This window comes from Frigoribacterium sp. CFBP 13712, from assembly GCF_014842255.1.
Lineage (GTDB): Bacteria > Actinomycetota > Actinomycetes > Actinomycetales > Microbacteriaceae > Frigoribacterium.
Genome location: NZ_JACYVH010000003.1, coordinates 345,513 through 370,714, shown reverse-complemented (window position 1 = coordinate 370,714; position 25,202 = coordinate 345,513). Strand labels below are relative to the sequence as shown.

Below are 25,202 nucleotides of genomic sequence, written 5' to 3'. Positions count from 1 at the left end.
CGAGGGGTCGTGCGCGGCCGCGAGACCGGGACGATCAGGCGGGGACGGCGACCGGCCCGGTCTCCGTCGAGATCCCGGCCCGCGTCTCCTCGTCCGGCGCCTGGGGCGCACGTCGGCGGAACAGCAGCGCGGCGATGACGGCGCCGACGGCGAAGAACCCGGCTCCCCACCAGTACGCGGTCGCGTAGCCCGCGACCGCGGCTTCGGCGGCGACCGCACCCGTCGTCGACGTGCTGTCGATCAGGTAGTTCGCCGTGGCCGTGGCCGCCAGCGTGTTCAGCAGCGCGGTGCCGATCGATCCGCCGACCTGCTGGCTGGTGTTGACCATGGCCGAAGCGACTCCGGCGTGCTCGCGGTCGACTCCGAGGGTCGCGGTCTGGATCGACGCCGGCATGATCGACCCCATGCCGAAGCCGAGCACCATCAGAGCGGGCAGCACGTCGCCGGCGTAGCCGCTGTCGAGATCGAGCCTCGTGAGCAGCAGCATGCCGATCACGCCGAGGGTCATGCCGAACGGCACCATGATCTTCGGACCGAAGCGCGGCACGAAGATGTTGGTCGACAGCTGCGCGGCGAGCACGAGCATGCCGATCATCGGCAGGAACGCGAGACCCGTCTGCGTCGGCGTGTAGCCGAGCGAGGTCTGCAGGTAGTAGGTGACGAACAGGAAGATGCCGAACATGCCGGCACCCGCGATGGTGACCGAGCTGTACGCGGCGCCCCGGTTGCGGTCGAGCACGATCGACATCGGCAGCAGCGGGTGCTCGGCACGGCGCTGCCAGAGCACGAAGGCGGTCAGCAGCACGACGGCCGCGACGAGGAACCCCCAGGTCAGAGGTGAGCCCCAGCCCTCGTTCTCGGCGTTCGAGAAGCCGTAGACGAGCGAGAACAGCGCGGCCGAGACGAGCACGGTGCCGGGCACGTCGAGCTTCGGGCGCGGGCCCGTGCGGGTGATGTGCGAGACGAAGACCGCGGCGCCGGCGATGGCCACGACGGCGATGACGACGTTGATGTAGAGGTTCCAGCGCCAGGAGGCGTACTCGGTCAGGAACCCGCCGAGCAGCAGGCCGATCGCCCCGCCGGCGCCGGCGATCGCGCCGAAGACGCCGAACGCGCGGGCGCGCTCCTTCGGCACGGTGAAGGTCGTGGTCAGCACGGCGAGCGCGGTGGGGGCGAGCAGTGCGCCGAACGCGCCCTGCAGCGCTCGCGCGAAGACGAGCAGCCCGAAGCTGTCGGCGGCGCCGCCGAGGGCCGAGGCGAGCGCGAAGCCGATCAGGCCGACGATGAAGGTGCGCTTGCGGCCGATCAGGTCGGAGATGCGGCCGCCGAGCAGCAGCAGGCTGCCGAAGGCGAGCGAGTAGGCGGTGATGATCCACTGCCGGTCGCCGTCCGAGAAGCCGAGGTCGGCCTGGGCGGCGGGCAGCGCGATGTTGACGACGGTCGAGTCGAGCACGACCATCAGCTGGGCGAGGGCGACGGTGGTGAGGGTCCACCAGCGGCGGGACGAGGAGGCGCGGGTCGCGTCGCCAGAGAGCGGAGAGGTCCGAGACATGGGCGCGAGCATATACGAGTCTCGTCGGTTTCGGATATGCCCGGTCTCGCAAATCCCCGAGGTAGAGTCACCGGCATGACCGATGCACCGACGCCCGGCCGCCCGGGGCGGAAGCGCGATCACAGCCGCGACCCCGAGATCCTCCGCTGCACCATCGACGTGCTGGCCGAGACGGGCTTCGAGGGCATGACCATCGAGATGGTCGCCGCCCGCGCCAAGGCCGGCAAGGCGACGCTCTACCGCCGGTGGGCGTCGAAGGGCGAGCTCGTCGTCGACGCGGTCGCCTGCCTGAAGCAGGGCGCGGTCGATCTCGACGACCTGCCCGACACCGGCACCCTCCGCGGCGACCTCGTCGCGATGATCAAGCCGCAGAGCATCGACGAGGCCGAGAAGAAGATGCGGGTGATGGCCGGGGTCGTCACGATGCTCTCGACCACGCCCGAGCTGGCCGACGCCGTCGACAGCGCCATCGTGCAGCCGCGGGCCCAGGCCAATCGACTGCTCATGCGCCGCGCCCTCGAGCGCGGCGAGATCGACCCCGCCACCGACATCGAGTCGCTCGCGCTCGTCACGCCGTCCATGGTCTCGTACCGGGTGCTCGTGCTCCGCAGGCCCGTCGACCGCGACTTCCTGATCTCGCTGATCGACGGCGTGCTGCTCCCCGCCGCCGGAGTGCGGCAGCCCGCCGACGCCTGACCGCGGGCGCGCCGGCACCGCGCCTCCTCGGCACCGCGCCTCCTCGGCGCCGCGCCTCCTCAACTTCTTGTGAATTCCTCACGTAACCCGCCCCAACGGTGTCCCTGAGCCCTAGGGTCGGGCCATGACTGCGGAGTTGACGCTCGGGGCCGAAGAGGAGCTGCATCTGATCGACGTCGCCACGGGGCGGTTGTCGACGAGGGCGCCGCACCTGCTGAGCCGCCTGCCCGCCGACCGGTTCGGCGCCGAGCTGCAGCGCTCGACCATCGAGACGAACGTGCCCGTCGTGCGGACGCTGAGCGACCTCCGTCGCGAGATCGTCGAGCTGCGCCGCGAGGTCGCCGAGGTCACCGCCGCCGAGGGTCTCGCCGTCGCCGCCGTCGGCACGGCGCCCCGGTCGGAGTTCGCCGACTTCGAGCTGACCCCCACCGGGCGCTACGGGCGCATGCACGAGCAGTACCGACTGCTCGTCGACGAGCAGCTGATCTGCGGGCTGCAGATCCACGTGGGGGTCGCCGATCGCGACGTCGCCGTGCGGATCGCCGGTCGCGTTGCCCCCGTGCTGCCCGCCCTCCTGGCCCTGTCGGCGAGTTCGCCGTTCTGGAACGGACAGGACACCGGCTACGCGAGCATCCGATCGATCATCTGGCAGCGCTGGCCGAGCGCCGGCGCCACCGGTCCGATGCGCGACGCCTCCGAGTACGACCGCCTGCTCGACGACCTCATCGCCTCGGGCGTCATCGCCGACGCGAAGATGGCCTACTTCGACGTGCGGCCGTCCTCGCACGCGCCGACCCTCGAGCTGCGCACCTGCGACGCCTGCCCGCTCGTCGACGACGCCGTGCTGATCGCCGGGCTGTACCGGGCGGCCGTCCGGCACGCCGAGCTGGACGTGCTCGCCGACCGGCCCTACGAGCTCCGCGCCCAGCCGCTGCACCGCGCGGCGATGTGGCAGGCGGCGCGGGCGGGCCTCTCGGGCGAGCTGCTCGACCTCGACGCGCACCCGTCGCGCCTGCCGGCCCGTGACGCCGTCCGCGCGCTCGTCGAGCACCTCCGGCCCCAGCTGGAGGAGCTCGGCGACTACGACGACGTGCGCGACCTCGCCGAGGCCACCCTCGCCCGCGGCAACAGCGCCGACCGGCAACGCGCCGCCTTCGCCGAACGGGGCGAGCTCGACGACGTCGTGGCGCAGGTGCTCGACGAGACCCGGGGCCCCGCCGCCGGGCGCCGCGCCGCCGTGCCGACCCTGACCGGCTACCGGCTCCGGGCCGGAGACGAGGCGATCGGGCCCGGGCTGCAGCCCCGCGCCGCCTACGCCGACATCGCCGCCTTCTTCGTCGACCTCGGCGCGGAGGGCCTCCGCGAGCGCGTCGCCCACCGGGACCGCTGGGCCGAGGAGGCGCGGATCGGCCCCGTCGTCGACGGTCACGAACGCGAGTTCCGCGGCGACCTCGTGCCCCGCGTCGTCGGTCGGCACGAGTGGGCGCGACTCGAGGCGGGGCTCACCCAGCGCGCCCGGGCCATCGAGGCGTTCCTCCGCGACGCGTACGGCGAGCGCCGGGTGGTCGCCGACGGCGTCCTCGCCGAGCACCAGGTGGTCGGCGCCTCGGGCTGGCGCGACGAGGCGACCCGGCTGCCGGCCGACGTCGTCCGCGCGCCCCTCCAGGGGTTCGACCTCGTCCGCACCGAGTTCGGCTCGTGGCGGGTGCTCGAGGACACCGTGCGCTCGCCGGGCGGCGCCGCCTTCTCGCTCGCCGTCCGCGCGATGCTCGACGCGGTCGTGCCCGACGCCCCTCGACCGGCCGGGCTGCTCGACCCGACGACCGTGTTCCCGATGCTGCGACGGACGCTGCTGGCGCACGCCGCGCCTCCTCGTTCCGTCGACGGCGACCTCGCAGGCGACCGGGATGGCGACCTGGGCGGCGACCGCGATGCAGACCGCGAGCGCGTCGCGGCGCTGCTCAGCGACGGACCGGGCAGCTCGGGCTGGTACGAGCACCGGGTGCTGGCCGACGGCGCCGGGCTGCTGCTCGTGCGACCGGGCGACCTGATCGTGCGCGACGGGCTCGTCGTCGAGCGGGCGACCGGCACGGTGATCGACGCCCTGTACGTGCGCCTCGACGGCGAGCTGATCGACGCGGCGTCGCCCGACGACGACCGGCTCGGCGAGCACCTGATCGACGCGGCCGCCGGCGGGGGAGTCGTGCTCGCGAACACCCCCGGCACCGGTCTCGCCGACGACAAGTCGATGTACTGCGCCGTGCCCGACCTCATCGCCTACTACCTCGGCGAGAAGCCCCTGCTCGAATCGGTGCCGACCTACCGCCCGGGCGACCCGGCCGAGCGGGTCTCGGTGCTCGAACGGGTCGGCGAGCTCGTCACCAAGCCCGTCGACGGCCGAGGAGGGCACGGGGTGCTGATCGGGCCGTCCGCCTCCGCCGCGGCCGTCGGCGCGCGTCGGGCCGCCATCGCCGCCGACCCCGCGCACTGGGTCGCCCAGGAGGTCGTCCAGCTGTCGTCGCACCCCACCCTCACCGCCACGGGGCTGCAGCCGCGGCACGTCGACCTGCGCTGCTTCGTGCACCTCATCGGGCTCGGCGAGGGCGAGAGCGCGCTCGCCGACCTGGCCCTGACCCGGGTCGCCCCGGAGGGCAGCATGGTGGTGACCGCCGAGCAGGGCGGCGAGCTGAAGGACACCTGGATCGTCGGACCCGAGGAGGCGCGCGAGGGGGATCCCGTCGACGCGCGGTCGTGACGGGGTCCGTCCGTCGCCGCCGACCTGCCAGACTGGGCGCGGACACCCCGCGGGGTGTCGTGCCTCACCGGATCACCGACGCTCCGATGACGACCTCCTGACTCGACATCGCTCGAAAGTGATCGGCCCGTGCCTGCATCCCCGCCCTCCGAGGCCCCGCGCGACGTCTCCCGTCTCGCCTCGCTCGACGCTCTGCTCTTCGATCTCGACGGGGTGCTGACACCGACCGCCGAGGTGCACATGCGCGCCTGGTCGCGGCTGTTCACCGAGTACTTCGAACCCCGAGGGCTCGCGCCGTACACCGAGGCCGACTACTTCGAGCACGTCGACGGCCGCCCGCGCTACGACGGCGTGCGCGCCATGCTGGCCGCCCGCGGCGTCACCCTGCCCGAGGGGTCGGACGACGACGGGCCCGACGTCGAGACCGTGCGCGGTCTCGGCAACCGCAAGAACGCCGCCTTCGCGGCGGAGCTCGACGAGAACGGGGTCGCGCCGTACCCGGGGTCGGTCGAGTTCCTCGACCGGGCGATCGCGCTCGGCATCCGCGTCGCCGTCGTCTCGAGCTCGCGCAACGCCGTGCCCGTGCTCGAGGCCGCCGGTCTCCGCGACCGCTTCGACGTCATCGTCGACGGCGTCGTCGCCGCGGCGGAGGGCATCACGGGCAAGCCCGCCCCCGACACCTACCTCGAGGGCGCTCGCCGTCTCGGGCTGACCGCCGCCGACTGCGTCGTCGTCGAAGACGCCCAGTCGGGCGTCGAGGCCGGTCGTCGCGGGGCCTTCGGCCTCGTGCTCGGCGTCGACCGCGGCACCGGGGCGCAGACCCTGCTCGACTTCGGGGCCGACGTCGTCGTCGACGACCTCGCCGAGGTCGTCGGGAGACTCGGTTCGTCGCGGACGCAGGCCGACGGTCCCTCGGACCCACCGCCTCCTCGGATCGCTCCGAACACCGACCACGACATCAGCACCAGCCCGCGAGAGGACCAGCCGTGAACCACATCACGTCCGACCCGCTCGACCGCCGCCGGTTCCCGGTCGACGAGTGGGCCCTGATCGAAGACGAGTACCACCAGGGCGACGAGGGTCGCACCGAGACGGTCTTCGCGGTCGGCAACGGCTACCTGGGTCTCCGCGGCAACCCCGACGAGGGGCGCGGCGGGCACTCGTTCGGCACCTTCATCAACGGGTTCCACGAGACGTGGCCCATCCGCCACGCCGAAGAGGCCTTCGGATTCGCGCGGGTCGGTCAGACCATCGTCAACGTGCCCGACGCCAAGGTGATCCGCCTCTACGTCGACGACGAGCCGTTCGTGCTGTTCGAGGCCGACATCCTCCGGCACTGCCGCCGCCTCGACTTCCGCGACGGCGTGCTCGTCCGCGAGATCGAATGGCGCACCCCCTCGGGCAAGCAGGTGCTCGTCACCAGCCGCCGCCTGGTGTCGTTCGAAGAGCGTCACCTCGCCGTCATCCAGTACGAGGTGACGGTGCTCGACGCCGACGCGTCGCTGCTGATCTCGAGTCAGATCCTCAACCGCCAGGACATGGGCGACGAGTACCACGCCGGGATGCGCGCGGCGGCCGACGCCTTCGACCCGCGACGGGCCGAGTCGTTCGACGACCGCGTGCTGCAGCCCGAGCTGCGTCGCAACGGCGGGTCGCGCGCCATCCTCGGCTACCGCACCACCAACTCGGGCATGACCCTCGCCGTCGGCGCCGACCACGTGCTCGAGACCGAGAACGGCTGGGACGAGTCGTCGCAGATCGACGACGACATCGCGAAGCACGTCTACCGCGTGCGCGCCAAGGCCGGTCAGAAGGTCACGCTGACCAAGACCGTCGCCTACCACACGTCGCGCGGGGTGCCGCCGCGCGAGCTGGCCGACCGCTGCGACCGCACCCTCGACCGCATCGCCGATCAGCCCATCGAGAACGTCTTCGCCGAGCAGCGCGCCTGGCTCGACGACTACTGGGCCCGCAGCGACGTCGAGGTCGCCGGTCAGCCCGAGGTGCAGCAGGCCATCCGCTGGAACCTCTTCCAGCTGGCGCAGGCGACGGCCCGCACCGACGGCCAGGGCATCGCCGCGAAGGGCGTCACCGGCTCGGGTTACGGCGGGCACTACTTCTGGGACACCGAGATCTACGTGCTGCCGTTCCTCACGTACACGTCGCCGAACGTGGCCCGCAACGCGCTGCGGTTCCGGCTCGGCATGCTCGACGCGGCACGCGACCGCGCCGTCGAGCTGAACCAGCGCGGGGCGCTGTTCCCCTGGCGCACGATCAACGGTCTCGAGTCGTCGGCGTACTACGCCGCCGGCACCGCGCAGTACCACATCGACGCCGACATCTCGCATGCCCTCAGTCAGTACGTGCAGGCGTCGGGCGACCAGGACTTCCTCGAGCGGGGCGCCGTCGACATCCTCGTCGAGACCGCCCGTCTCTGGGCCGACCTCGGCTTCTGGCGGTCGAACGGCGATCAGCGGTTCCACATCGACGGCGTCACCGGGCCCGACGAGTACACGACCGTCGTCGACGACAACCTGTACACGAACGTCATGGCCCGCGCGAACCTCCGGGCCGCCGTCCGCACGGTCACCTGGCTGGCGAAGGAGTCGCCGGCCGCCTACGACCGGCTCGTGGCGCGCCTCCGCCTCGAGGACCACGAGGTCGACGGTTGGAGCCTCGCCGCCGAGGCCATGCACATCCCCTACGACGAGCACCGCGGCATCCACCCTCAAGACGCGCAGTTCCTCGACAAGGAGCTCTGGGACCTCGACGCCACGCCCGAGAACAAGCGCCCCCTGCTGCTGCACTACCACCCGCTCGTGATCTACCGCTTCCAGGTGCTGAAGCAGGCCGACGTCGTGCTGGCGCTCTACCTGCAGGGCGACGAGTTCACCGCCGAGCAGAAGCTGCGCGACTTCGAGTACTACGACGCTCTGACGACCGGTGACTCGACCCTCTCGGGCGTCGTGCAGTCGATCGTCGCGGCCGAGGTGGGGCACCACCAGCTGTCGCAGCAGTACTTCCTGTCGTCGCTCTTCGTCGACCTCGCCGATCTGCACAACAACACCTCCGACGGGGTGCACGTCGCCTCGACCGGCGGCATCTGGAGCGCGCTCGTCAACGGGTACGGCGGCATGCGCGACTGGCTCGGCCGTTTCAGCTTCGACCCGCGTCTGCCCGGCGAGTGGACCGAACTCACGTTCCGGGTGCAGATCAGGGGCAGCCGCGTGCGCGTCGACCTGGCCCAGCACGAGATCGTCTTCACGATCGAGACGGGCGGCGAGGTCGAGCTGTGGGTGCGCGAGCAGGGCTTCACGGTCACGCCCGAGGCGCCGGTGCGCATCGCGCTCGACGACCAGGGGCCGCGCATCACCACCAAGGTGCCGACGACGAACGACCTGCGCGGGCTGATGCGCGCCGACGGGTCGGTCATCACGGCGTCGATCCCGACGATCAGCGTCGACCGGTACGAGACGGACGACGAGGCGGGCGCCTAGGGGGCGCCTGCTGACGGGCGGCGCCGGCGGGTGCTCGTGGTCGTGCTCGGGCGCGCTCGCGCTCACGCTCGTGCTCGCGCTCGCGCGTGCTTGATTGGTCAGAAGATGTCCGTCGCGGCGCGTGGAAAGGCGTTTTCTGACCACTCGAGCTCGGGGGCGGGCGTCAGCCGGGCGGAGTGCGGGCGTCCGCGTCGCCGGGTGCGTGGGTGGTCAGAAGATGTCCTTCGTCGCGCGCGGAAGGACGGTTTCTGACCACTCGAGCTCGGGGGTGGGCGTCAGCCGGGCGGTGTGCGCGGGCGTCCGCGTCGCCGGGTGCGTGATTGGTCAGAAGATGTCCTTCGTGGCGCGCCGAAGGGCGGTTTCTGACCACTCGGGCGAGGGCGGGCCGGAGGCTCGCTCAGAAGGGGCCGGCGGCGGCAGCCAGGGCCTCGAAGAGGGCGGTCGCATCGTCGTCGCGACGCTTGACCGAGGCGCCGATCGTCCCCGTCGGGGGCCGCAGCTCGCCATCGACGCGCGTCCCGCCGTCGACCGCCGTGAACGTCAGTCGGAACGCGACGTCACCCGTCGCCGTCGCCGACCGGCGAGACAGCACGGCCCCGTCGTCGTCGACGCTGGTCACGGTGAACGACGGGCTCGTCTGCACAGCCCGGCGCACCAGCGCGGGGACCATCGTCGGAGGAAGACCGAGCACCAAGGAGGCGCGGGTCAGCTCCGCATCTCCCCGCTCGACCCGAGGACCCTTGGACTCGCGAGAGCTGCTCATGCGCACAATCTAGCGCGGGCGCTCCCCGCCGACACCTCCGCTCCATGAACTGCGTCCGCGAAGCGGGCCACTCCTCCCCATGAACCGCGTTCGCGAAGATGAACCGCGATAGATCGCGGTTCATCTTCGCGAACGCGGTTCATCGCAGCGCACCCGGCCCGTCGGGCCGCACCTCGCCCGTCGGGCCGCACCTCGCCCGGCGGACTAGCGTCGCGCGCATGGCCTCCGAATCGACGACCCTGCGGGTGGGCGACCGCGATGTCCGGGTCAGCAGCCCCTCCCGGGTGCTCTGGCCCGACCTCGGCGTCACGAAGCTCGACCTCGCCCGCTATCTCGTCGAGGTGGGTGCGCCGTTCGTCGAGGCGAACGGCGACCGCCCCATCTCGCTGCAGCGCTTCGGCGGTGACATCGACGGCGACCAGTACTTCTCGAAGAACCCGCCGCGCGGCACCCCCGACCACGTCCGCGCCGTCGACGTCACGTATCCGAGCGGGCGCGTCCACCCGCAGCTCGTGATCGACGAACCCGCCGCCGGCGTCTGGGCCGCGCAGATGAACACCCTCGTCTTCCACCCGTGGGCGTCGCGCGCCGAGCAGCCCGATCTGCCCGACCAGCTGCGCATCGACCTCGACCCGCAGCCGGGCACGGGGTTCGACGACGCCGTCCGCGCCGCTCTCGACCTCCGCGAGGTGCTCGCCGAGGCGGGGCTGACCGCCTTCGTCAAGACGAGCGGCAACCGCGGGCTGCACGTCTTCGCGCCGATCGAACCCGAGCACGAGTTCCTCGTGGTGCGGCACGCGGTGATCGCCGCCGCCCGCGAGCTCGAGCGTCGCGCCCCCGACCGCATCACCACCGCCTGGTGGAAGGAGCAGCGCGGCGAGCGCATCTTCGTCGACTACAACCAGGCCAATCGCGACCGGACCATGGCGGGGGCCTGGTCGCCTCGGGCGCTGCCCCGCGCCTCCGTCTCGCTGCCCGTCGGCTGGGACGATCTGCCGACCGTCGACCCGGCCGAGCACACCGTGCTGACGGTGCCCGACCGGCTGCAGCGGCTGGGCGACCCGTGGGCGGGCATGCACGACAGCCCGGGCCGCATCGACACCCTTCTGGGCTGGTGGGAGCGCGACGTCGCCGACGGTCTCGGCGAGCTGCCGTTCCCACCCGACTTCCCGAAGATGCCGGGCGAGCCTCCCCGCGTGCAGCCCAGTCGCGCCCGCACGCCCGCAACCGACTGACCCGCCCGCTACCGGGCCGAGGAGGCGCGCGGAGCCCAGGAGGCCCGGGTCGCCTCCCGAGGAGGCGCGCGGAGCCGAGGAGGCGCGGTTCGGCAACAGAGGAGGCGCGCGGAGCCGAGGAGTCCCGCCCCCCCCCCCGGGGAGGCGCGGCGCGCCTACCCGAGCACGTCCCCGAGGTCGTACGCGGCGGGCACCTCCAGCTGGTCGAAGCCGCACGAGCGGGCGTCGCGATCGGGCCGCCAGCGGGCGAACTGCACCGTGTGGCGGAACCGCGACCCCTCCATCTGGTCGTAGCGGACCTCGACGACCCGCTCGGGCCGGAGCGGCACGTACGAGACGTCCTTGCCCGACGAGAACCGGCTCCGTTCCGTCTCGGCGTGCGACACACCGCCGTCGGCGTCGCGGGCCACGAGGGGTTCCAGCTCGGTCACGAGCTCGAGGCGACGGGCGTCGGAGAACGCCGACGCGCCTCCTACGTTCCTCAGCTCGCCGTCGGCGTCGAACAGGCCGAGCAGCAGCGACCCGACCCCGGCTCCGCTCTTGTGCACCCGGTAGCCGAGCACGACGACGTCGGCCGTGCGGTGGTGCTTGATCTTCAGCATGGTGCGCTTGCCGGGGGAGTACGGGGCGTCCAGGGGCTTCGCGACGACCCCGTCGAGCCCGGCGCCCTCGAACTCGGCGAGCCAGCGTCGGGCGAGATCGACGTCGTCGGTGGTGCGGCTGACGTGCAGCGGCCCGGTGCCGTCGCCTCCGCCGACGGTCTCGACCAGCAGGGCGCGTCGTTCGCCGAAGGGCGCGTCGACGAGCTCTCGGTCACCGAGGGCCAGCAGGTCGAAGGCCACGAAGAGGGCGGGGGTCTCGACCGACAGGGTGGCGACCCGGGACTCCGCGGGGTGGATCCGCGCACCGAGCGCCTCCCAGTCGAGCCGCTCGCGACCCGGCTCGCCGGTGCGGACGACGATCTCGCCGTCGAGCACGCACGGACCGGGCAGCAGCTCGGCGAGCGACGCGACCAGCTCGGGGAAGTACCGGGTCAGCGTCTTCGAGCCGCGGCTGCCGATCTCGATCTCGAGGGGGCGGCGGCCGGTGCCGCCGTGCGGGGTGCCTGGTTCGGCCGCACCGCCGGAGTCCGTCTCTCCGCCGGGGTCGGTCGCTCCGCCGGGCTGGTCCGCGTCCAGGTATCGGGCGTAGACGATGCCGCGGAAGCCGTCCCACTTCGGCTCGTACGACAACCCGCCCGGCACCGAGTCGGGCTCGGGCACCTCGGCGACGGCCTTCGCGAGCATCGGAACGACGGGATGAGCGGCGTCGGGGATCATCACCCGAGTGTGCTCCGGTCGCGCGCCTAAGGTGAGGGGATGAAGACCCTGCACTACGCCGGCGCCCGCCTGACCGTGACCGACGAGCTCGCCGAGACGCTGCTCGCCGCCTCGATGGAGTTCGCCGACGACGACCGCACGTTCCGCGTACCGGTCGCCTGCCGCATCGAGGGGCGCTCCGAGATCGCCCAGCTGGTGCTCGGCCCCGGCATCCCGCTGCTGGTCGTCGACGCCCCCGACGCCGAGGCCGACGCCGGCGACCCGCCCGGCTCGGAGTCGGCCGTCGCGCTGATCGTCGAACTGATGGAGAGCCTCGTCGGCGACGACGACTGACCGCGGCGCGGCTGCGCGGAGGCGACTCCCCGGAGGCGCGGCCTAGCCTGGCAGCATGTCCGTGCGTCTGGAGTCCCCGCCCCGTCCCGCCGGCGTCGGGATGACGACCCGCGCCTCCTCGGCCTGGGCCGCTCTGGCCGGCGTCGTGTCGGTGACGGCGTTCCTCGCGTCGGCCGAGGCCGTGGCGTGGGTCACCGGCGCCGGCGGCAGCCCGCTGTTCGGCGTGGGCTCGGCCGCGATCGACCTGGCCCCCGCGGCCGTCAAGAACCTGATGGTGTCGCTGTTCGGCACCGGCGACAAGGTGGCCCTCTTCGTGCTGATGGGCGTGCTGCTCGTCGCGATCACCGCGGGGGCCGGCGTGCTCGAGCATCGCCGCCCGCCCGGCGGCAAGATCGTCTTCGGCATCGGCGGGGTCGTCGCGCTCGTCGCCGTGCTGACCCGGGCCGACAGCACCTCGCTCGACGGCGCCCCGACGGCCGTCGGCACCGTCGTGTCGCTGGTCGTCCTCACCGCGCTGATGACGCGCCTGCACCGCTGGGAGGCCTCGACCGAGCCGGGCTGGGCCGCCGCGACCGTGCCCGAACCGCCGCTGCTCGGCCCCGGGCTCGAGCGCCGCGGGTTCCTGGTGATGGCGATCGCCGTGGGTGCGGCGTCCGTCGTCGTCGGCACCGGCGCCCGTCTGGTGAACGCGACCCGGGCGAACGTCGGGGCGCTCCGCGACGCCCTGACCCTGCCCGCGCCGGCGCAGGCCGCTCCCGCGGTGCCGGCCGGCGCCTCCCTCGACGTCGAGGGCATCACGCCGTACGTCACCCCGAACGCCGACTTCTACCGCATCGACACCGCCCTGCAGGTGCCCTCGATCGACCCGGCCGAATGGAGTCTGCGGATCCACGGTCTCGTCGACCGCGAGATCGAGATCTCGTTCGACGAGCTGCTCGCCCTGCCCCTCGAAGAGCACTACGCGACCCTCAGCTGCGTGTCGAACGAGGTCGGCGGCGACCTGATCGGCACGGCGCTCTGGCTCGGCTACCCGATCCGCGCCCTGCTCGAGCGGGCCGGTCCGCAGAGCGGCGCCGACATGGTGCTCTCGACCAGCAGCGACGGGTTCACCGCGGGCACGCCGCTGTCCGTGCTGGTCGACGACGGGACCGACGCGATCCTGGCCGTGGGGATGAACGGCGAGCCCCTGCCTCAGCAGCACGGGTTCCCGGTGCGGATGGTCGTGCCGGGGCTGTTCGGCTACGTCTCGGCGACGAAGTGGGTCGTCGACCTCGAGGTCACCCGGTTCGCCGACACCGAGGGCTACTGGACGCCGCGCGGCTGGGACGCCCTCGGGCCGGTCAAGCTGGAGTCGCGCATCGATACGCCGAAGGCGGGCGCGTCGGTCGACGCCGGCCGGGTGCCGATCGCCGGGGTGGCCTGGCATCCGCACACGGGGGTCTCGGGCGTCGAGGTGCGGATCGACGGCGGGGCCTGGGTCGCCGCCGAGCTGGCCGAGTCGGTCTCGGCCGACACCTGGGTGCAGTGGGTCCACCGTTGGGACGCCACGCCGGGCGACCACACCGTGCAGGTGCGGGCCACGGGTGCCGACGGCGTCACGCAGTCGGAGACGCCGCTGCCCCCGGCCCCGAACGGCGCCGAGGGCTGGGACGAGCACACGATCACCGTGCGCTGACCGCGCCGGGACGTCACTCGGGCCGGGGCGCCCGTCACTCGCGCCGGGGCGTCACTCGCGGCCGCGCGTCACTCCCGCCTGCTGGTCACCGGCGCCCCAGCCACCGGTACGTGCTCTCGGGCCGCCCGGGCGAGCCGTAGCGCTGGTCGCGGCGCACGAGGCCGGCGGTCTCGAGGTGCTCGAGGTAGCGGCGCGCCGTGACGCGCGAGACCCCCGTCGACCCGGCCAGCGCCTCCGCGGTCCACGGGTCGGGTCCGCCGCGCAGCACCGCGACGACCCGATCGAGCGTGGTGGGCGAGAGGCCCTTGCCGAGCGCGGGCGCCGTCGTCGTGCGGAGGGTCGCGAGCCCCGCGTCGACGTCGCCCTGGGTCACGAGTCCGCCGTCGGGCGTCAGCGACGACCGGAACGTGCGGTACCCCTCGAGGCGCTCGGCGAACGTCGCGAAGGTGAACGGCTTGATCAGGTACTGCACGATGCCGAGCGAGACGGCGGCGCGGACGACCTGGACGTCGCGCACGGCCGTGACCGCGATCACGTCGACGGTGGACCCCGCAGCGCGCAGGGCACGGCAGAGGGCGATGCCGTGCGTGTCGGGCAGGTTCATGTCGAGCAGCACGAGGTCGATCGAGGGGTCGTCGCGGAGCCGATCGAGGGCCTCTCGCCCGTCGTGGGCCGTGGCCGCCACGACGAAGCCGTCGACGCGGCCGACGTAGGCGACGTGCGCCTCGGCGGTCAGCGGCTCGTCCTCGACGACGAGCACCCGGACGTCCGCGACCGGGGCTTCGAGCCCGGGCCCCGAGGAGGCGCGGGTCACCGACGCCCACCCCCGTCGTCGGGCGTCGCGGCCGCGTCGGCGGTCGCGGCGTCCGAGAACCGCACCGAGAAGGCGGTCCCGTCGGTGCCCGTGGTCACCGTGATGCCGCCGCCGGCGCGGGAGACCGCCTGCCGCACGAGCGCGAGCCCGACGCCCCGACCGGTGCTGCCGGGCTCCTTCGTGCTGAAGCCGCGGTGGAACGCCTGCTCGACGTCGCCGAGCCCCGGCCCGTCGTCGGCGACCGTGAAGACGACGGCGCCGCCGCCCTCGCCGCCCTCGCACGCCTCGCCGCCCTCGCTCTGCTCCCGTCGCGCCGTGATCCGCACGGTGCCGTCGGCGGCGTCGAGGGCGTTGTCGAGCAGGTTGCCGAGCACCGTCACGAGGTCGCGCGGCTCGACGTCGACGGTGCCGAGGGCGGGATCGACGTCGATCACGAGGTCGACGCCGCGCTCGCGCGCCTGGGCGGACTTGCCGAGCAGCAGCGCCGCGAGCGCCGGTTCGGCGACGGACGAGACGAGGCTGTCGGCGAGTCGCTGGTCGACGTCGAGCCCGGTGGCCGCGAACCGCAGGGCCTCGTCGCCGCGACCGAGCTCGATCAGCGAGACGATCGTGTGCAGCCGGTTCGAGAACTCGTGCGTCTGCGAGCGCAGGGCGTCGGCGAGCGTCCGCATCGTCTCGACCTCGTCGGCGAGGTCGGTCAGCTCGGTGCGGTCGCGCAGCGTGGTCACCGTGCCGAGGGTGCGTGCCGGGACGACGCGACCCGCGCCTCCTCGGCTCGGGGTCCCGGTGTGCTGCTGGTTGACGACGAGGACGCGCTCGTCGGTCACGTGCACCTCGTCGACGGCGACGCGCCCCCCGACGAGGAGGCGCGCGAGGGAGTCGGGGAGGTCGAGGCTCTCGAGGGGCACCGGCCGGTCGACCCCGCCCGGCGGCAGACCGAGCAGCTCGGCCGCCTGGTCGTTGCAGAGGGTGAGGCGACCGCGTCCGTCGACGAGCAGCAGGCCCTCGCGCACGGAGTGGAGGACGCCCTCGTAGTAGTCGAAGAGGCGGCCGAGCTCCTCCGGGCCGCGGCCCCTCGTCACTCGACGGAGGTAGCGGCTGAGCAGCCACGAGGCGAGGGCGCCGATCAGCACGGTCGCGAGGGCGGCCGCGAGCACCAGCGTCAGTCGCTGCTCGAGGGTGTCGGCGATCGCCGACACGGTGACCCCGGCCGCGACGAGGGCGACGACCTCGCCGTCGGCGCCGAGCACGGGGACGACGGCCCGCACCGACGGGCCGAGCGTGCCCGTGTAGGTCTCGGTGAACGAGCGCCCGGCGAGCGCGGGCTCGATCGTGCCGACGAACGGCCGACCGATCTCGGCGGCGTCGGGGTGCGTGAGACGGGTGCGGTCGGGGCTCATGATCGTGACGAAGTCGGTCGACGTGTCGCGCATGAGGTCGAGGGCGTAGGGCTGGAGGCGCGCACTCGGATCGGTCGTCGTCAGCGCGTCGAGCACGAAGGGGTTGTCGGCGATCCCGGTGGCGAGCGCGAGGCAGGCGCGGGCGGCGGAGGAGTCGGCGTCGGTGCGCGCCGAGCGGATCGTCCACACGGTCGCGAGGGCGGCGATCAGCACGATGACGACGACCTGCAGGGCGAACAGGCGCGCGGCGATGCTCCACCGGGGGTGGGGTCGGGTCATCGGGTGGCTCCTCGTCGAGTCGGGCGGCGCGGGGTCGTGCGGCGGGGGTCGCGCTGCACCGGGTCGCGCTGCACCGGGTCGTGCGCCGCGGGCCCGCGCGAGCCGGCGTGACCAGTATGACCAGAACCTCGACCGGGGCCGGACCGCACGACAGGCTCGCCCGAACGCACTCCGCAGACCGTCGACGACGACGTCGATCGGACATGAGAACGAGGAAGTCCCCATGGCTAGGACGCACAAGGGCGCCGGCGCGCCCGCCCCCGGTGGCAGCACGACACCGTCGACACCCACGGCGGGCGGCGGGCGGACGCGCCGTCGCATCGACCGCTCGCACTGGCTGTACATCGCCGTCATCGTCGCGGTCGCGGCCGGCATCCTCGTCGGTCTCACCGCGCCCGAGGTGGCCGTGCAGCTGAAGCCCATCGGCACGGCGTTCGTCTCGCTCATCTCGATGATGATCGCCCCCGTCATCTTCTGCACCATCGTGCTCGGCGTCGGGTCGATCGCGAAGGCGGCGACGGTGGGCAAGGTCGGCGGCCTGGCGCTCGGCTACTTCATCGCGATGTCGACCTTCGCGCTCGGGATCGGCCTCGTGGTCGGCAACCTCGTGCACCCGGGCGAGGGTCTGATGGTCGGCTCGACCGGCTACGAGGCCCCCGCGTCGGAGGAGGCCGGCGGCACCGCGGGGTTCCTGCTCGGCATCATCCCCGAGACCCTGGTGTCGTCGCTGACGTCGGGCTCGATCCTCCAGACGCTCTTCGTGGCCCTGCTCGTCGGGTTCGCACTGCAGCGCATGGGCACCCGCGGCGCCACCATCCTCGAGGGCGTCCGCAACCTGCAGGTGCTGGTCTTCCGCATCCTCGCGATGATCATGTGGGTCGCGCCGATCGGCGCCTTCGGGGCCATCGCCGCGGTCGTCGGCGAGACCGGCGTCGCCGCGATCATCGCGCTCGGCACCCTGATGATCGCGTTCTACATCACCTGCATCGTGTTCGTCGCGGTGGTGCTCGGCTCGATCCTCAAGCTCGTCACCGGGGTCAACATCTTCCGGCTGATGAGGTACCTCGGTCGCGAGTACCTGCTGATCGTCTCGACCTCGTCGAGCGAGGTCGCCCTGCCCCGCCTCATCGCCAAGATGGAGCACCTGGGCGTCTCGAAGCCGGTCGTCGGCATCACGGTGCCCACCGGGTACTCGTTCAACCTCGACGGCACGGCCATCTACCTGACGATGGCGTCGCTGTTCATCGCCAACGCCATGGGCACGCCGCTCAGCGTCGGCGAGCAGATCTCGCTGCTGCTGTTCATGATGATCGCCTCGAAGGGCGCCGCCGGGGTCACCGGCGCCGGCATCGCCACGCTCGCGGGCGGGCTGCAGGCTCACCGTCCCGACCTGGTCGACGGCGTCGGCGTGATCGTCGGCATCGACCGGTTCATGTCGGAGGCCCGCGCGCTGACGAACTTCACCGGCAACGCGGTCGCGACCGTGCTCGTCGGCACCTGGACGAAGCAGATCGACCCCGAGCGCGTCGAGACGGTGCTGTCCGGCCGGGCGCCCTTCGACGAGGCGACGATGAACGCCGACGGGCACGGCTCGTCCGACAGCGCGGTCGACGACGCCGCCGCCGCGGGTGAGGCGCCCTCCGCCGCCGCGGTCGCGGCCGACGCGGAGACCGGCACCCGACGCTGAGACCTCCCGTGGCCGTGCGTGGGGCACGGCCACGGGAGCGGGCGTACCGTCGCCGAGGAGGCGCGGTGCGAGCCCGCGGTCACCGACGACCGAGAGCGTGCCGCCCCCAGATGGGAAGAACCATGCTCGCCGGACGCCTGACCGTCACCACCCGCCAGTTCGAGGTCGTCGAGGTGCCCACCCCCGACGCCGGCCCCGGAGAGGTCCGCATCGCCGTCGCCGCCGCCGGCGTCTGCCTGTCGGACGTCCACCTCATCCAGGGGTCGCTGACACCGCTCCACCTGCCGGGCGACACCGTCACCCTCGGTCACGAGGTCGCGGGGACGATCGACCAGGTCGGCGACGGGGTCGCGCACCTCGCGGTCGGCGATCGCGTCCTGCTGCAGGCCGGCCAGGAGGACGACGGGCGGGTCCTCACCCGCGGCGTCGACTACGACGGCGGCTGGGCCGAGTACGCGGTCGCCCGGGCCGACACGGTCGTCCCCATCCCCGACGGCCTCCCGTTCGAGCAGGCCTGCTTCATCCCCGACGCCGTCTCGACTCCATGGGCCGCGCTCACCACCACGGCCGACACGAAGCCCGGTACCGCCGTCGGAGTCTGGGGCGTCGGCGGACTCGGCGCCCACGCCGTGCAGCTGCTCGCCCTCATCGGAGCCGCCCCGATCATCGCCGTCGACCCGCTGCCGCAGGCGCGGGAGCGGGCCCTGGCCTTCGGCGCCGACCTCGCCCTCGACCCCGCCGCCCCCGACTTCGCGCAGCAGCTCGGGCAGGCCACGCGCGGCGCCGGTCTCGCACGCGCCTTCGACTTCGCCGGGGTGCCGGCCGTCCGCGAGCAGGCCATCGCCTGCCTCGGCTACCGCGGCCGACTCACCCTCGTGGGTCTGACCGACAAGCCCATCACGATCGCCGACGGCACCAAGTTCAGCTACCTGCAGCAGCAGGTGCTCGGCCACTACGGGTCGGAGCCCGCCGACGTCACGACGCTCGTCGCCCTCGCCGGGCAGGGCCGCCTCGACTTCTCGCGGTCCGTCAGCGCCACCGTCCCCCTCGCCGAGGCGGCCCGTGCCGTCGCGATGCTGGAGCGCAAAGAGGGTGACCCGATCCGGATCGTGCTGGTCCCGTGACCGGCTCGAACCGCGCCTCCTCGGGGGGCGTGCCGTCGGGTGAGACGCTGCACGGGGAGCGGTCACGCGATAGACGGTCGTCGGGTGAGCCGCTGCCCGGGCACGTCGACGTGCTCGTGGTCGGCGCTGGGCTGTCGGGCGTGGGCATGGCCGCGCGTTTGCTGCGCGACTTCCCGCGACGCACCCTCGCCGTGGTCGAGGCCCGCCAGGCGATGGGCGGCACCTGGGATCTGTTCCGCTACCCCGGCGTACGCTCCGACAGCGACATGTTCACCCTCGGCTACGCGGACCGCCCGTGGCGCGACCGTCGCTCGATCGCCCCGGGCGCGGCCATCCGCGACTACGTGCGCGACACCGCCGACGAGACCCGGGTCGCCGAGCGGGTGCGCTACGGGCACCGGGTCGTGGCCGCCGACTGGTCGTCCGCCGACGCCCGCTGGACGGTCGAGATCGACGTCGCCGCGCCTCCCTCTGGGGGAGCCGGGGGAGCCGGGGGAGCCGCGGACGGTTCGGACGGTTCGGACGGTTCCGCCGGTTCCGCCGACCGGCCCGTCGGCGCCCGCCGCCTCACGGTGACCTGCGGCGTGCTCGTCGCCTGCTCGGGGTACTACCGCTACGACGAGGGCTACACGCCGACCTTCACCGGTCAGCAGGACTTCGCCGGCACCCTCGTGCACCCGCAGCACTGGCCCGCCGACCTCGACGTGACCGGCAGACGGGTCGTCGTGATCGGGTCGGGCGCGACCGCGATCACGCTCGTGCCGGCGCTCGCCGAGCAGGCCGAGCACGTGACGATGCTGCAGCGCTCGCCGACGTACGTGCTGTCGCTGCCGTCGGAGCGGAAGCGACCGCGGCCCTGGCGGCGACTGCTGCCGCGATCGGTCGACGATCGGCTCGTCCGGTGGCGGAGCGTCGGCATGGCGCTGCTGAGCTACCAGGCGAGCAGGAGATCGCCGGAGCGGATGAAGGCGTTCCTCCGGTCGGGCGTCGAGCGTCGTCTGCCCGAGGGCTTCGACGTCGACCGGCACTTCCAGCCGAGCTACGACCCGTGGGATCAGCGTCTGTGCATCACCCCGGACGGCGCGCTGTTCCGTGCGCTGCGGTCGGGGTCGGCGTCGATCGTGACCGACGGCGTCGAGCGGTTCGTGCCCGAGGGCGTGGCGGTCGAGGGGCGTGACGGGCAGGAGGCGCGGGTCGTGCCCGCGGACGTCGTCGTCACCGCGACGGGGCTGAATCTGCTGCTGTTCGGCGGCATGCGCCTGTCGGTGGACGGGGCGGTGGTCGACCCGGCGACCAAGCTGACGTACAAGGGGTTCATGCTGGCGGACGTGCCGAACTTCGCGTTCGCGATCGGGTACACGAACGCGTCGTGGACGCTGAAGATCGACCTGGTCGGCCGGTACCTGTCGCGGCTGCTGCGGTACTTGGACCGCCGGGGTCTGCGGTGGGCGGTGCCGACGGCGCCCCGACGCGCCGGACGGACGATGCCGCTGATCGATCTGTCGAGCGGGTACGTCGCGCGGGGTGAGCATCTGCTGCCCCGCCAGGGTGGGCGTGCTCCGTGGCGGATGCACCAGAACTACCCGCGTGACGTCTGGGCCATGCGGTTCAGCTCGCTGACGCGGGACGGCATGCGCTTCGGGCGCTGATGCGGGGGCGGTGACGCGGGGGCGGTGACGGGGTCTCCCGTGGTCGCAGGCCGCCCGTCCCTCGTGCCGTCGGCGGGCGACCTCGGCGGCCCGGTGGTCAGCCGACGATCGCTAGTCCGAAGGGCAGCACGGCGGGTGCCCCTGCTCGGCGCAGCTCGCGACCGGCGACGGTGAGCGTCCAGCGGCTGTCGACGAGGTCGTCGACGAGCAGCACCGGGCCCTGCACGCCGGCCAGGGCGGCGGCCAGCTCGGGGCCGACCTCGAACGACTGCCAGACGTCGGCGAGTCGGTAGACGCTGTTGCCCCCCTGGCCCCGCCCCGCGGACGGACGGGTGGGAGTGAGCGCCCCGAGCAGGGGGAGTCGCCCGACGGTGCTGATGGCCTCGGCGAGCGAGCCGACGAGCAGCGGTCGCGACGCCGACGGCATGGCCACCACGCCGACGGGTCGTTCGGCCCAGGGCCATTCGCGCAGCACGCGCACGACGCCGTCGAGCAGGTTCTTCGACAGGGGGGCGTCGGGGGTCGACGGTGCGAAGACCTCGCGCAGCGTCGTGCCCCAGCCCAGGTCGGTCAGCCGTGCGAGGGCCCGGCCCTGCTCGACGCGCTCGCCCTCGGGGAGCTTGCCCTTGACGGGCACCCCGGCGCGGTCGGCGCCCGTGGGCCACTGCGCGCGGGGCTCGATCTCGACGCCGACCCGGTCGAGCGACGACGTGGCCGAGGTGGCGGCCTCACCGCTGATGTCGGTCGGGTACCAGGCGCCGGCGCAGACGTCGCAGCGCCCGCACGGCTTGGCGTCGGGATCGTCGAGATCGGTCTGCAGCATCTGCATGCGGCAGGTGGTGGCGTGCTGGTAGTCGAGCATCGACTGCTGCTCGGCCACGCGGGCGGTCGCGATGCGGTCGTAGCGCTCGGCGTCGTACACCCAGGGCTGCCCGGTGCTCACCCACCCGCCCTGGACCCGCCGGACGGCCCCGTCGACGTCGAGCACCTTGAGCATCAGCTCGAGGGGGGTGCGTTTGATGTCGACCCGTGCCTCCAGCGCGGGGGTCGACAGCGGGGTGTCGGTCAACTCGGCCAGCACGGCGGAGGCCCTGGCCTCGGACGGCATCGAGGCCGTGGCGAAGTACTGCCAGATCTCGGCGTCTTCGCTGCCGGGCAGCAGAAGGACGTCGGCGTTGTCGGTGGCCCGACCGGCTCGACCGATCTGCTGGTAGTACGCCACGGGCGACGAGGGCGCCCCGAGGTGGATGACGAAACCGAGGTCGGGCTTGTCGAACCCCATGCCGAGGGCGCTGGTCGCGACGAGGGCCTTGAGGTCGTTGTCTTTCAGCCGCTGCTCGAGCTGCTCGCGCTCTTCGGGGTCGGTGCGCCCCGAGTACGAGCGGACGTCGTGGCCGGCCTCGCGCAGCAGCCGCGCGGTGTCGTCGGCGGCCGAGATGGTCAGCGTGTAGATGATGCCGCTCCCCGGAAGGTCGGCGAGGTGGCTGAGCAGCCAGCCGAGCCGGTCGCGCGAGGTGGGCAGCTGCAGCACCCCCAGCCGCAGGGAGGCGCGCGCCAGCGACCCGCGGATGGTCAGCACGTCGTCGCCCGGCCCCACCGCCAGCTGCTCGGCCACGTCGGCGACGACCCGGGCGTTGGCGGTCGCGGTGGTCGCGAGGACGGGGACGCCGTTCGGCAGCGTGCGGATGAGCTCGGCGAGACGGCGGTAGTCGGGCCGGAAGTCGTGGCCCCAGTCGGAGATGCAGTGCGCCTCGTCGACGACGAGCATGCCGAGTCGGGCGATCAGCACGGGCAGCTGCTCGTCTCGGAACCTCGGGTTGTTGAGGCGCTCGGGCGAGACGAGCAGCACGTCGATCTCGTCGTCGACGAGCTGCTGCTGCACGTCGGACCACTCGTGCGCATTGGCGGAGTTCACGGCGACGGCCCTGACACCTGCCCGCGCGGCGGCCGCGACCTGGTCGCGCATCAGGGCGAGGAGGGGCGAGACGAGCAGCGTCGGCCCGGTGCCGCGACGACGGAGCAGCAGCGTCGCGATGAAGTAGACCGCCGACTTGCCCCACCCCGTGCGCTGCACGACGAGAGCGCGGCGCCGGTCGGCCACGAGGGCGCGGATGGCCTCGAGCTGACCGTCGTGGAAAACCGCGTCGTCGCGACCCGTCAGAGCCCTGAGCAGGTCGAGGGCCTCGGCGTCGATGTCGGTCGTGGTGCTCGTCGAAGTCATGCCGTCATGCTGTCAGACGCCACCGACAGTGCCGGGCCCTCGTCGGGTGCCTGCACCGCGCCTCCTTGGCAGGGCCGTCTGGGGAGGGATCACCGGGCCGGGAGTTCTCGGGCTGCTCTGGGCGGATGGCGACCTGCGGCGTCGCTTCGGCGTGCCGAACCCGACCGGCGGGCGTCGCTTCTGCGTGCCGAACCCGACCTGTCGGCCGCGACACGCCGTGCTCACGTGAAGATGAGCGGCGTGTCGCGCCCGGACGGTCGCGATTTGCACAAGCGGTTCAGCTCGTGCTGGTGCTGGTGCTGGTGCTGGTGCTGGTGCTGGTGCAGGCGGTGCGGGTGCTGCGGGTCAGGCGTCCTTCGGCGCGGCGCGGCGGCCGAGCTCGACGACCACGAACGAGCCGATCGTGCCGGCGACGAGGGCGAACAGCGTGCCGCCGGTGCCCCAGGTCTTCTTGCCGAAGGCCTGGTCGATCGAGGGCCCGCCGGGGCCCGCGGCGACGGCGGCGGCCGCGGCGATCAGGACGGCGTTGTACTCGAAGCCGCCCTCGGTGTTCCACGGGCCCTTCGACCCGTGCACCTTGCGGACGGCGGTGACCATGGTGGCGACGACCGTCGCGGCGGCGAGCGGGGTCGCGGCGCCGAGGGCCAGCGCGGCGCCGCCGGCGGTCTCGGCGACGGCGACGAGTCGTGCGGTGCGGGCGGCCGGGTGCATGCCCGTCCCCGCCATCATCTGCTCGGTGCCCTCGAGCCCGGGGCCGTCGAAGGCGCCCGTCAGCTTCTGGAGTCCGTGGCCCACGAAGAGGCCGCCGATCGTCGTGCGGAGGAGTGTGGATGCGAGGCTCATCCGTCTCTTCTACCCGACGACCCTGGCACCGGTCCGCAGACACGACGCCCACGGTCCGACCTGCACGGACGTGCAGCGACACGGGTCGACGACGCACCGGGGGAGGAGCAGACTGACGGGATGTCACGTCGAACCACGCGCCCGCGCCCCACGTCCGTCCCCCGCGTCATCGGGCGTCTGGCCCTCGGCGGCATCCTCGTCCTCGCCGGCGTCAGCCACCTCACCTTCGCCCGCGACGACTTCCAGGCGCAGGTGCCCGAGTGGCTGCCCTTCGACGACGACGCCGTGGTGCTCGCCTCGGGCGTCGTCGAGATCACGCTCGGCGGGGCGCTGCTGGTGCTCGGCAAGAAGCGCGTCGCCGTCGGCTGGGCCGTCGCGGCGTTCTTCATCGCGATCTTCCCCGGCAACATCTCGCAGCTCGTGACGCACACCGACGCGTTCGGCCTCGACACCGACACGAAGCGGGCCGTCCGCCTGATCGGCCAGCCCCTCCTCGTCCTCCTCGCGCTCTGGTCCACGGGCGCGTGGCGCGACCGTGCGGCGCTCCGTTCGCAGCTCACCCGCTCGAAGTAGCGGCGCCGAGGAGGCGCGGCGCAGCTCAGCCGGGCAGCACCAGCGACCCGAGGTGGTCGCGCAGCTGCTGCTCGACGTCGACGCTCGACGGGTCGATCAGCCACTGCAGCTGGATGCCGTCCCAGAGCGCCACGAGCCCGGACGCGGCCCGGGCGGGGTCCACCCCCGGACGGAGGCGCCCCTGCGACTCGAGGTCGCGGAACCCGGCCGTGTACTCGGCCCGCAACCCCTCGAAGCGCGTCGCCACGTAGCCGCGCACGGGTGCGTCCTCCGTGGCGGCCTCTCCGGCCAGCACCGCGTACAGCGCGATCAGACCCGGCACCGTCTCGTTGTGCCGTGCCTGTCGCAGCACCCCCTCGATGAAGTCGCCGTCGGTGGTCCCGTCGCGCACGGCGCCGCTCGCCATCGAGTCCCGTCGCTCGAGCACGGCCCGCAGCAGATCGCGCTTCGAGGGGAAGTAGTGCAGCAGGCCGGTCTGGCTGACGCCCACGCGATCCGCGACCTCCTGCAGCGAGCCGCCGCGGTAGCCGCGGGTCGAGAACACCTCGAAGGCGGCGTCCACGATCGCGGCCCGGCGCTCGGACGACTTCGCGTACGGGCCGCGCGGGCCCCGCGGGCCGCGGGCGACCGGCGCGTCGTGCCGGGCGGCGGGCTCCGGGTGGGCGGCGGTGGTGTCTGCGGTCATGAGGGGACTCTACGGCCGACCCGCGCCTCCTCGGCTCAAATCCGAGTGAGCACTCGGAATTGTGTTAGGTTCGGCGGGTCCCGTCCACGATGAAGTGAGTCA

The 25,202-nt window shown here is 73.1% G+C and carries 19 protein-coding genes; 11 read left to right on the top strand and 8 right to left on the bottom strand.

Annotated features, from left to right (window positions below; all coding sequences use genetic code 11):
* Positions 1 to 34 precede the first annotated feature (34 nt).
* Complete coding sequence (locus tag IFT51_RS07890; protein WP_244637033.1) at positions 35 to 1,552, bottom strand: MFS transporter; 1,518 nt, start codon at positions 1,550 to 1,552, stop codon at positions 35 to 37.
* Positions 1,553 to 1,627: 75 nt separating this feature from the next.
* On the opposite strand from IFT51_RS07890, the gene IFT51_RS07885 reads away from it, so the two are divergent.
* The 4 genes from IFT51_RS07885 to IFT51_RS07870 all read left to right on the top strand — a co-directional run bounded on the left by IFT51_RS07885 (position 1,628) and on the right by IFT51_RS07870 (position 8,500).
* Positions 1,628 to 2,248, top strand: a complete 621-nt coding sequence (locus IFT51_RS07885; RefSeq protein ID WP_192060505.1) for a TetR/AcrR family transcriptional regulator — start codon at positions 1,628 to 1,630, stop codon at positions 2,246 to 2,248.
* Between the two features lie 124 nt (positions 2,249 to 2,372).
* Positions 2,373 to 5,003 (top strand): carboxylate--amine ligase/circularly permuted type 2 ATP-grasp protein, encoded by a 2,631-nt coding sequence (locus tag IFT51_RS07880; RefSeq protein WP_192060504.1) that lies wholly within the window; start codon positions 2,373 to 2,375, stop codon positions 5,001 to 5,003.
* Between the two features lie 129 nt (positions 5,004 to 5,132).
* Positions 5,133 to 5,993, top strand: coding sequence for a beta-phosphoglucomutase family hydrolase (locus IFT51_RS07875; protein ID WP_320477279.1), 861 nt, complete (start codon positions 5,133 to 5,135; stop codon positions 5,991 to 5,993).
* Complete coding sequence (locus IFT51_RS07870) at positions 5,990 to 8,500, top strand: glycoside hydrolase family 65 protein (RefSeq protein ID WP_192060503.1); 2,511 nt, start codon at positions 5,990 to 5,992, stop codon at positions 8,498 to 8,500. Before IFT51_RS07875 ends, IFT51_RS07870 begins: the two co-directional genes overlap by 4 nt.
* A gap of 397 nt (positions 8,501 to 8,897) precedes the next feature.
* Here the strand turns inward: IFT51_RS07870 and IFT51_RS07865 are convergent, their stop codons facing one another.
* On the bottom strand, positions 8,898 to 9,263 hold the full coding sequence (locus IFT51_RS07865; RefSeq protein WP_192060502.1) for a hypothetical protein: 366 nt from the start codon (positions 9,261 to 9,263) through the stop codon (positions 8,898 to 8,900).
* 218 nt (positions 9,264 to 9,481) lie between these two features.
* On the opposite strand from IFT51_RS07865, the gene ligD reads away from it, so the two are divergent.
* Positions 9,482 to 10,498, top strand: a complete 1,017-nt coding sequence (gene ligD / locus IFT51_RS07860; RefSeq protein WP_192060501.1) for a non-homologous end-joining DNA ligase — start codon at positions 9,482 to 9,484, stop codon at positions 10,496 to 10,498.
* Positions 10,499 to 10,653: 155 nt separating this feature from the next.
* Here the strand turns inward: ligD and IFT51_RS07855 are convergent, their stop codons facing one another.
* Positions 10,654 to 11,817, bottom strand: coding sequence for an ATP-dependent DNA ligase (locus tag IFT51_RS07855; protein ID WP_244637031.1), 1,164 nt, complete (start codon positions 11,815 to 11,817; stop codon positions 10,654 to 10,656).
* A 39-nt stretch (positions 11,818 to 11,856) separates the two neighbouring features.
* Between IFT51_RS07855 and IFT51_RS07850 the strand changes: the two genes are divergently transcribed.
* Together IFT51_RS07850 and IFT51_RS07845 are read left to right on the top strand one after the other, a co-directional pair.
* A complete protein-coding gene (locus tag IFT51_RS07850) occupies positions 11,857 to 12,150 on the top strand; it encodes a hypothetical protein (protein WP_192060500.1) in 294 nt (97 codons plus the stop codon).
* 100 nt (positions 12,151 to 12,250) lie between these two features.
* Positions 12,251 to 13,825, top strand: a complete 1,575-nt coding sequence (locus IFT51_RS07845; RefSeq protein WP_192060613.1) for a molybdopterin-dependent oxidoreductase — start codon at positions 12,251 to 12,253, stop codon at positions 13,823 to 13,825.
* An 85-nt stretch (positions 13,826 to 13,910) separates the two neighbouring features.
* Here the strand turns inward: IFT51_RS07845 and IFT51_RS14850 are convergent, their stop codons facing one another.
* Together IFT51_RS14850 and IFT51_RS14845 are read right to left on the bottom strand one after the other, a co-directional pair.
* Positions 13,911 to 14,639, bottom strand: coding sequence for a response regulator (locus tag IFT51_RS14850; RefSeq protein WP_371740735.1), 729 nt, complete (start codon positions 14,637 to 14,639; stop codon positions 13,911 to 13,913).
* Entirely contained in the window at positions 14,636 to 16,318 is a 1,683-nt protein-coding gene (locus IFT51_RS14845; protein WP_197981875.1) for a sensor histidine kinase, read from the bottom strand. Before IFT51_RS14845 ends, IFT51_RS14850 begins: the two co-directional genes overlap by 4 nt.
* A gap of 223 nt (positions 16,319 to 16,541) precedes the next feature.
* On the opposite strand from IFT51_RS14845, the gene IFT51_RS07835 reads away from it, so the two are divergent.
* The 3 genes from IFT51_RS07835 (at position 16,542) to IFT51_RS07825 (ending at position 20,778) form a co-directional block, all read left to right on the top strand.
* Positions 16,542 to 18,005 carry a cation:dicarboxylate symporter family transporter gene (locus IFT51_RS07835; RefSeq protein WP_192060499.1) on the top strand — a complete coding sequence of 488 codons (1,464 nt, stop codon included), beginning with the start codon at positions 16,542 to 16,544 and terminating at the stop codon, positions 18,003 to 18,005.
* Between the two features lie 122 nt (positions 18,006 to 18,127).
* Positions 18,128 to 19,129, top strand: a complete 1,002-nt coding sequence (locus IFT51_RS07830) for a zinc-binding dehydrogenase (protein ID WP_192060498.1) — start codon at positions 18,128 to 18,130, stop codon at positions 19,127 to 19,129.
* Positions 19,126 to 20,778: an NAD(P)/FAD-dependent oxidoreductase gene (locus tag IFT51_RS07825; RefSeq protein WP_197981874.1), complete on the top strand. Its 1,653-nt coding sequence runs from the start codon at positions 19,126 to 19,128 to the stop codon at positions 20,776 to 20,778. Before IFT51_RS07830 ends, IFT51_RS07825 begins: the two co-directional genes overlap by 4 nt.
* Positions 20,779 to 20,875: 97 nt before the next feature.
* Here the strand turns inward: IFT51_RS07825 and IFT51_RS07820 are convergent, their stop codons facing one another.
* Both IFT51_RS07820 and IFT51_RS15085 read right to left on the bottom strand, forming a co-directional pair.
* Entirely contained in the window at positions 20,876 to 22,999 is a 2,124-nt protein-coding gene (locus IFT51_RS07820) for a RecQ family ATP-dependent DNA helicase (protein ID WP_192060497.1), read from the bottom strand.
* 345 nt (positions 23,000 to 23,344) lie between these two features.
* A complete protein-coding gene (locus IFT51_RS15085) occupies positions 23,345 to 23,842 on the bottom strand; it encodes a DoxX family protein (protein ID WP_192060496.1) in 498 nt (165 codons plus the stop codon).
* A gap of 120 nt (positions 23,843 to 23,962) precedes the next feature.
* On the opposite strand from IFT51_RS15085, the gene IFT51_RS07810 reads away from it, so the two are divergent.
* Complete coding sequence (locus tag IFT51_RS07810; RefSeq protein ID WP_192060495.1) at positions 23,963 to 24,415, top strand: hypothetical protein; 453 nt, start codon at positions 23,963 to 23,965, stop codon at positions 24,413 to 24,415.
* 25 nt (positions 24,416 to 24,440) lie between these two features.
* On the opposite strand, the gene IFT51_RS07805 is transcribed toward IFT51_RS07810, so the two are convergent.
* Entirely contained in the window at positions 24,441 to 25,100 is a 660-nt protein-coding gene (locus tag IFT51_RS07805; protein WP_192060494.1) for a TetR/AcrR family transcriptional regulator, read from the bottom strand.
* Positions 25,101 to 25,202 lie beyond the last annotated feature (102 nt).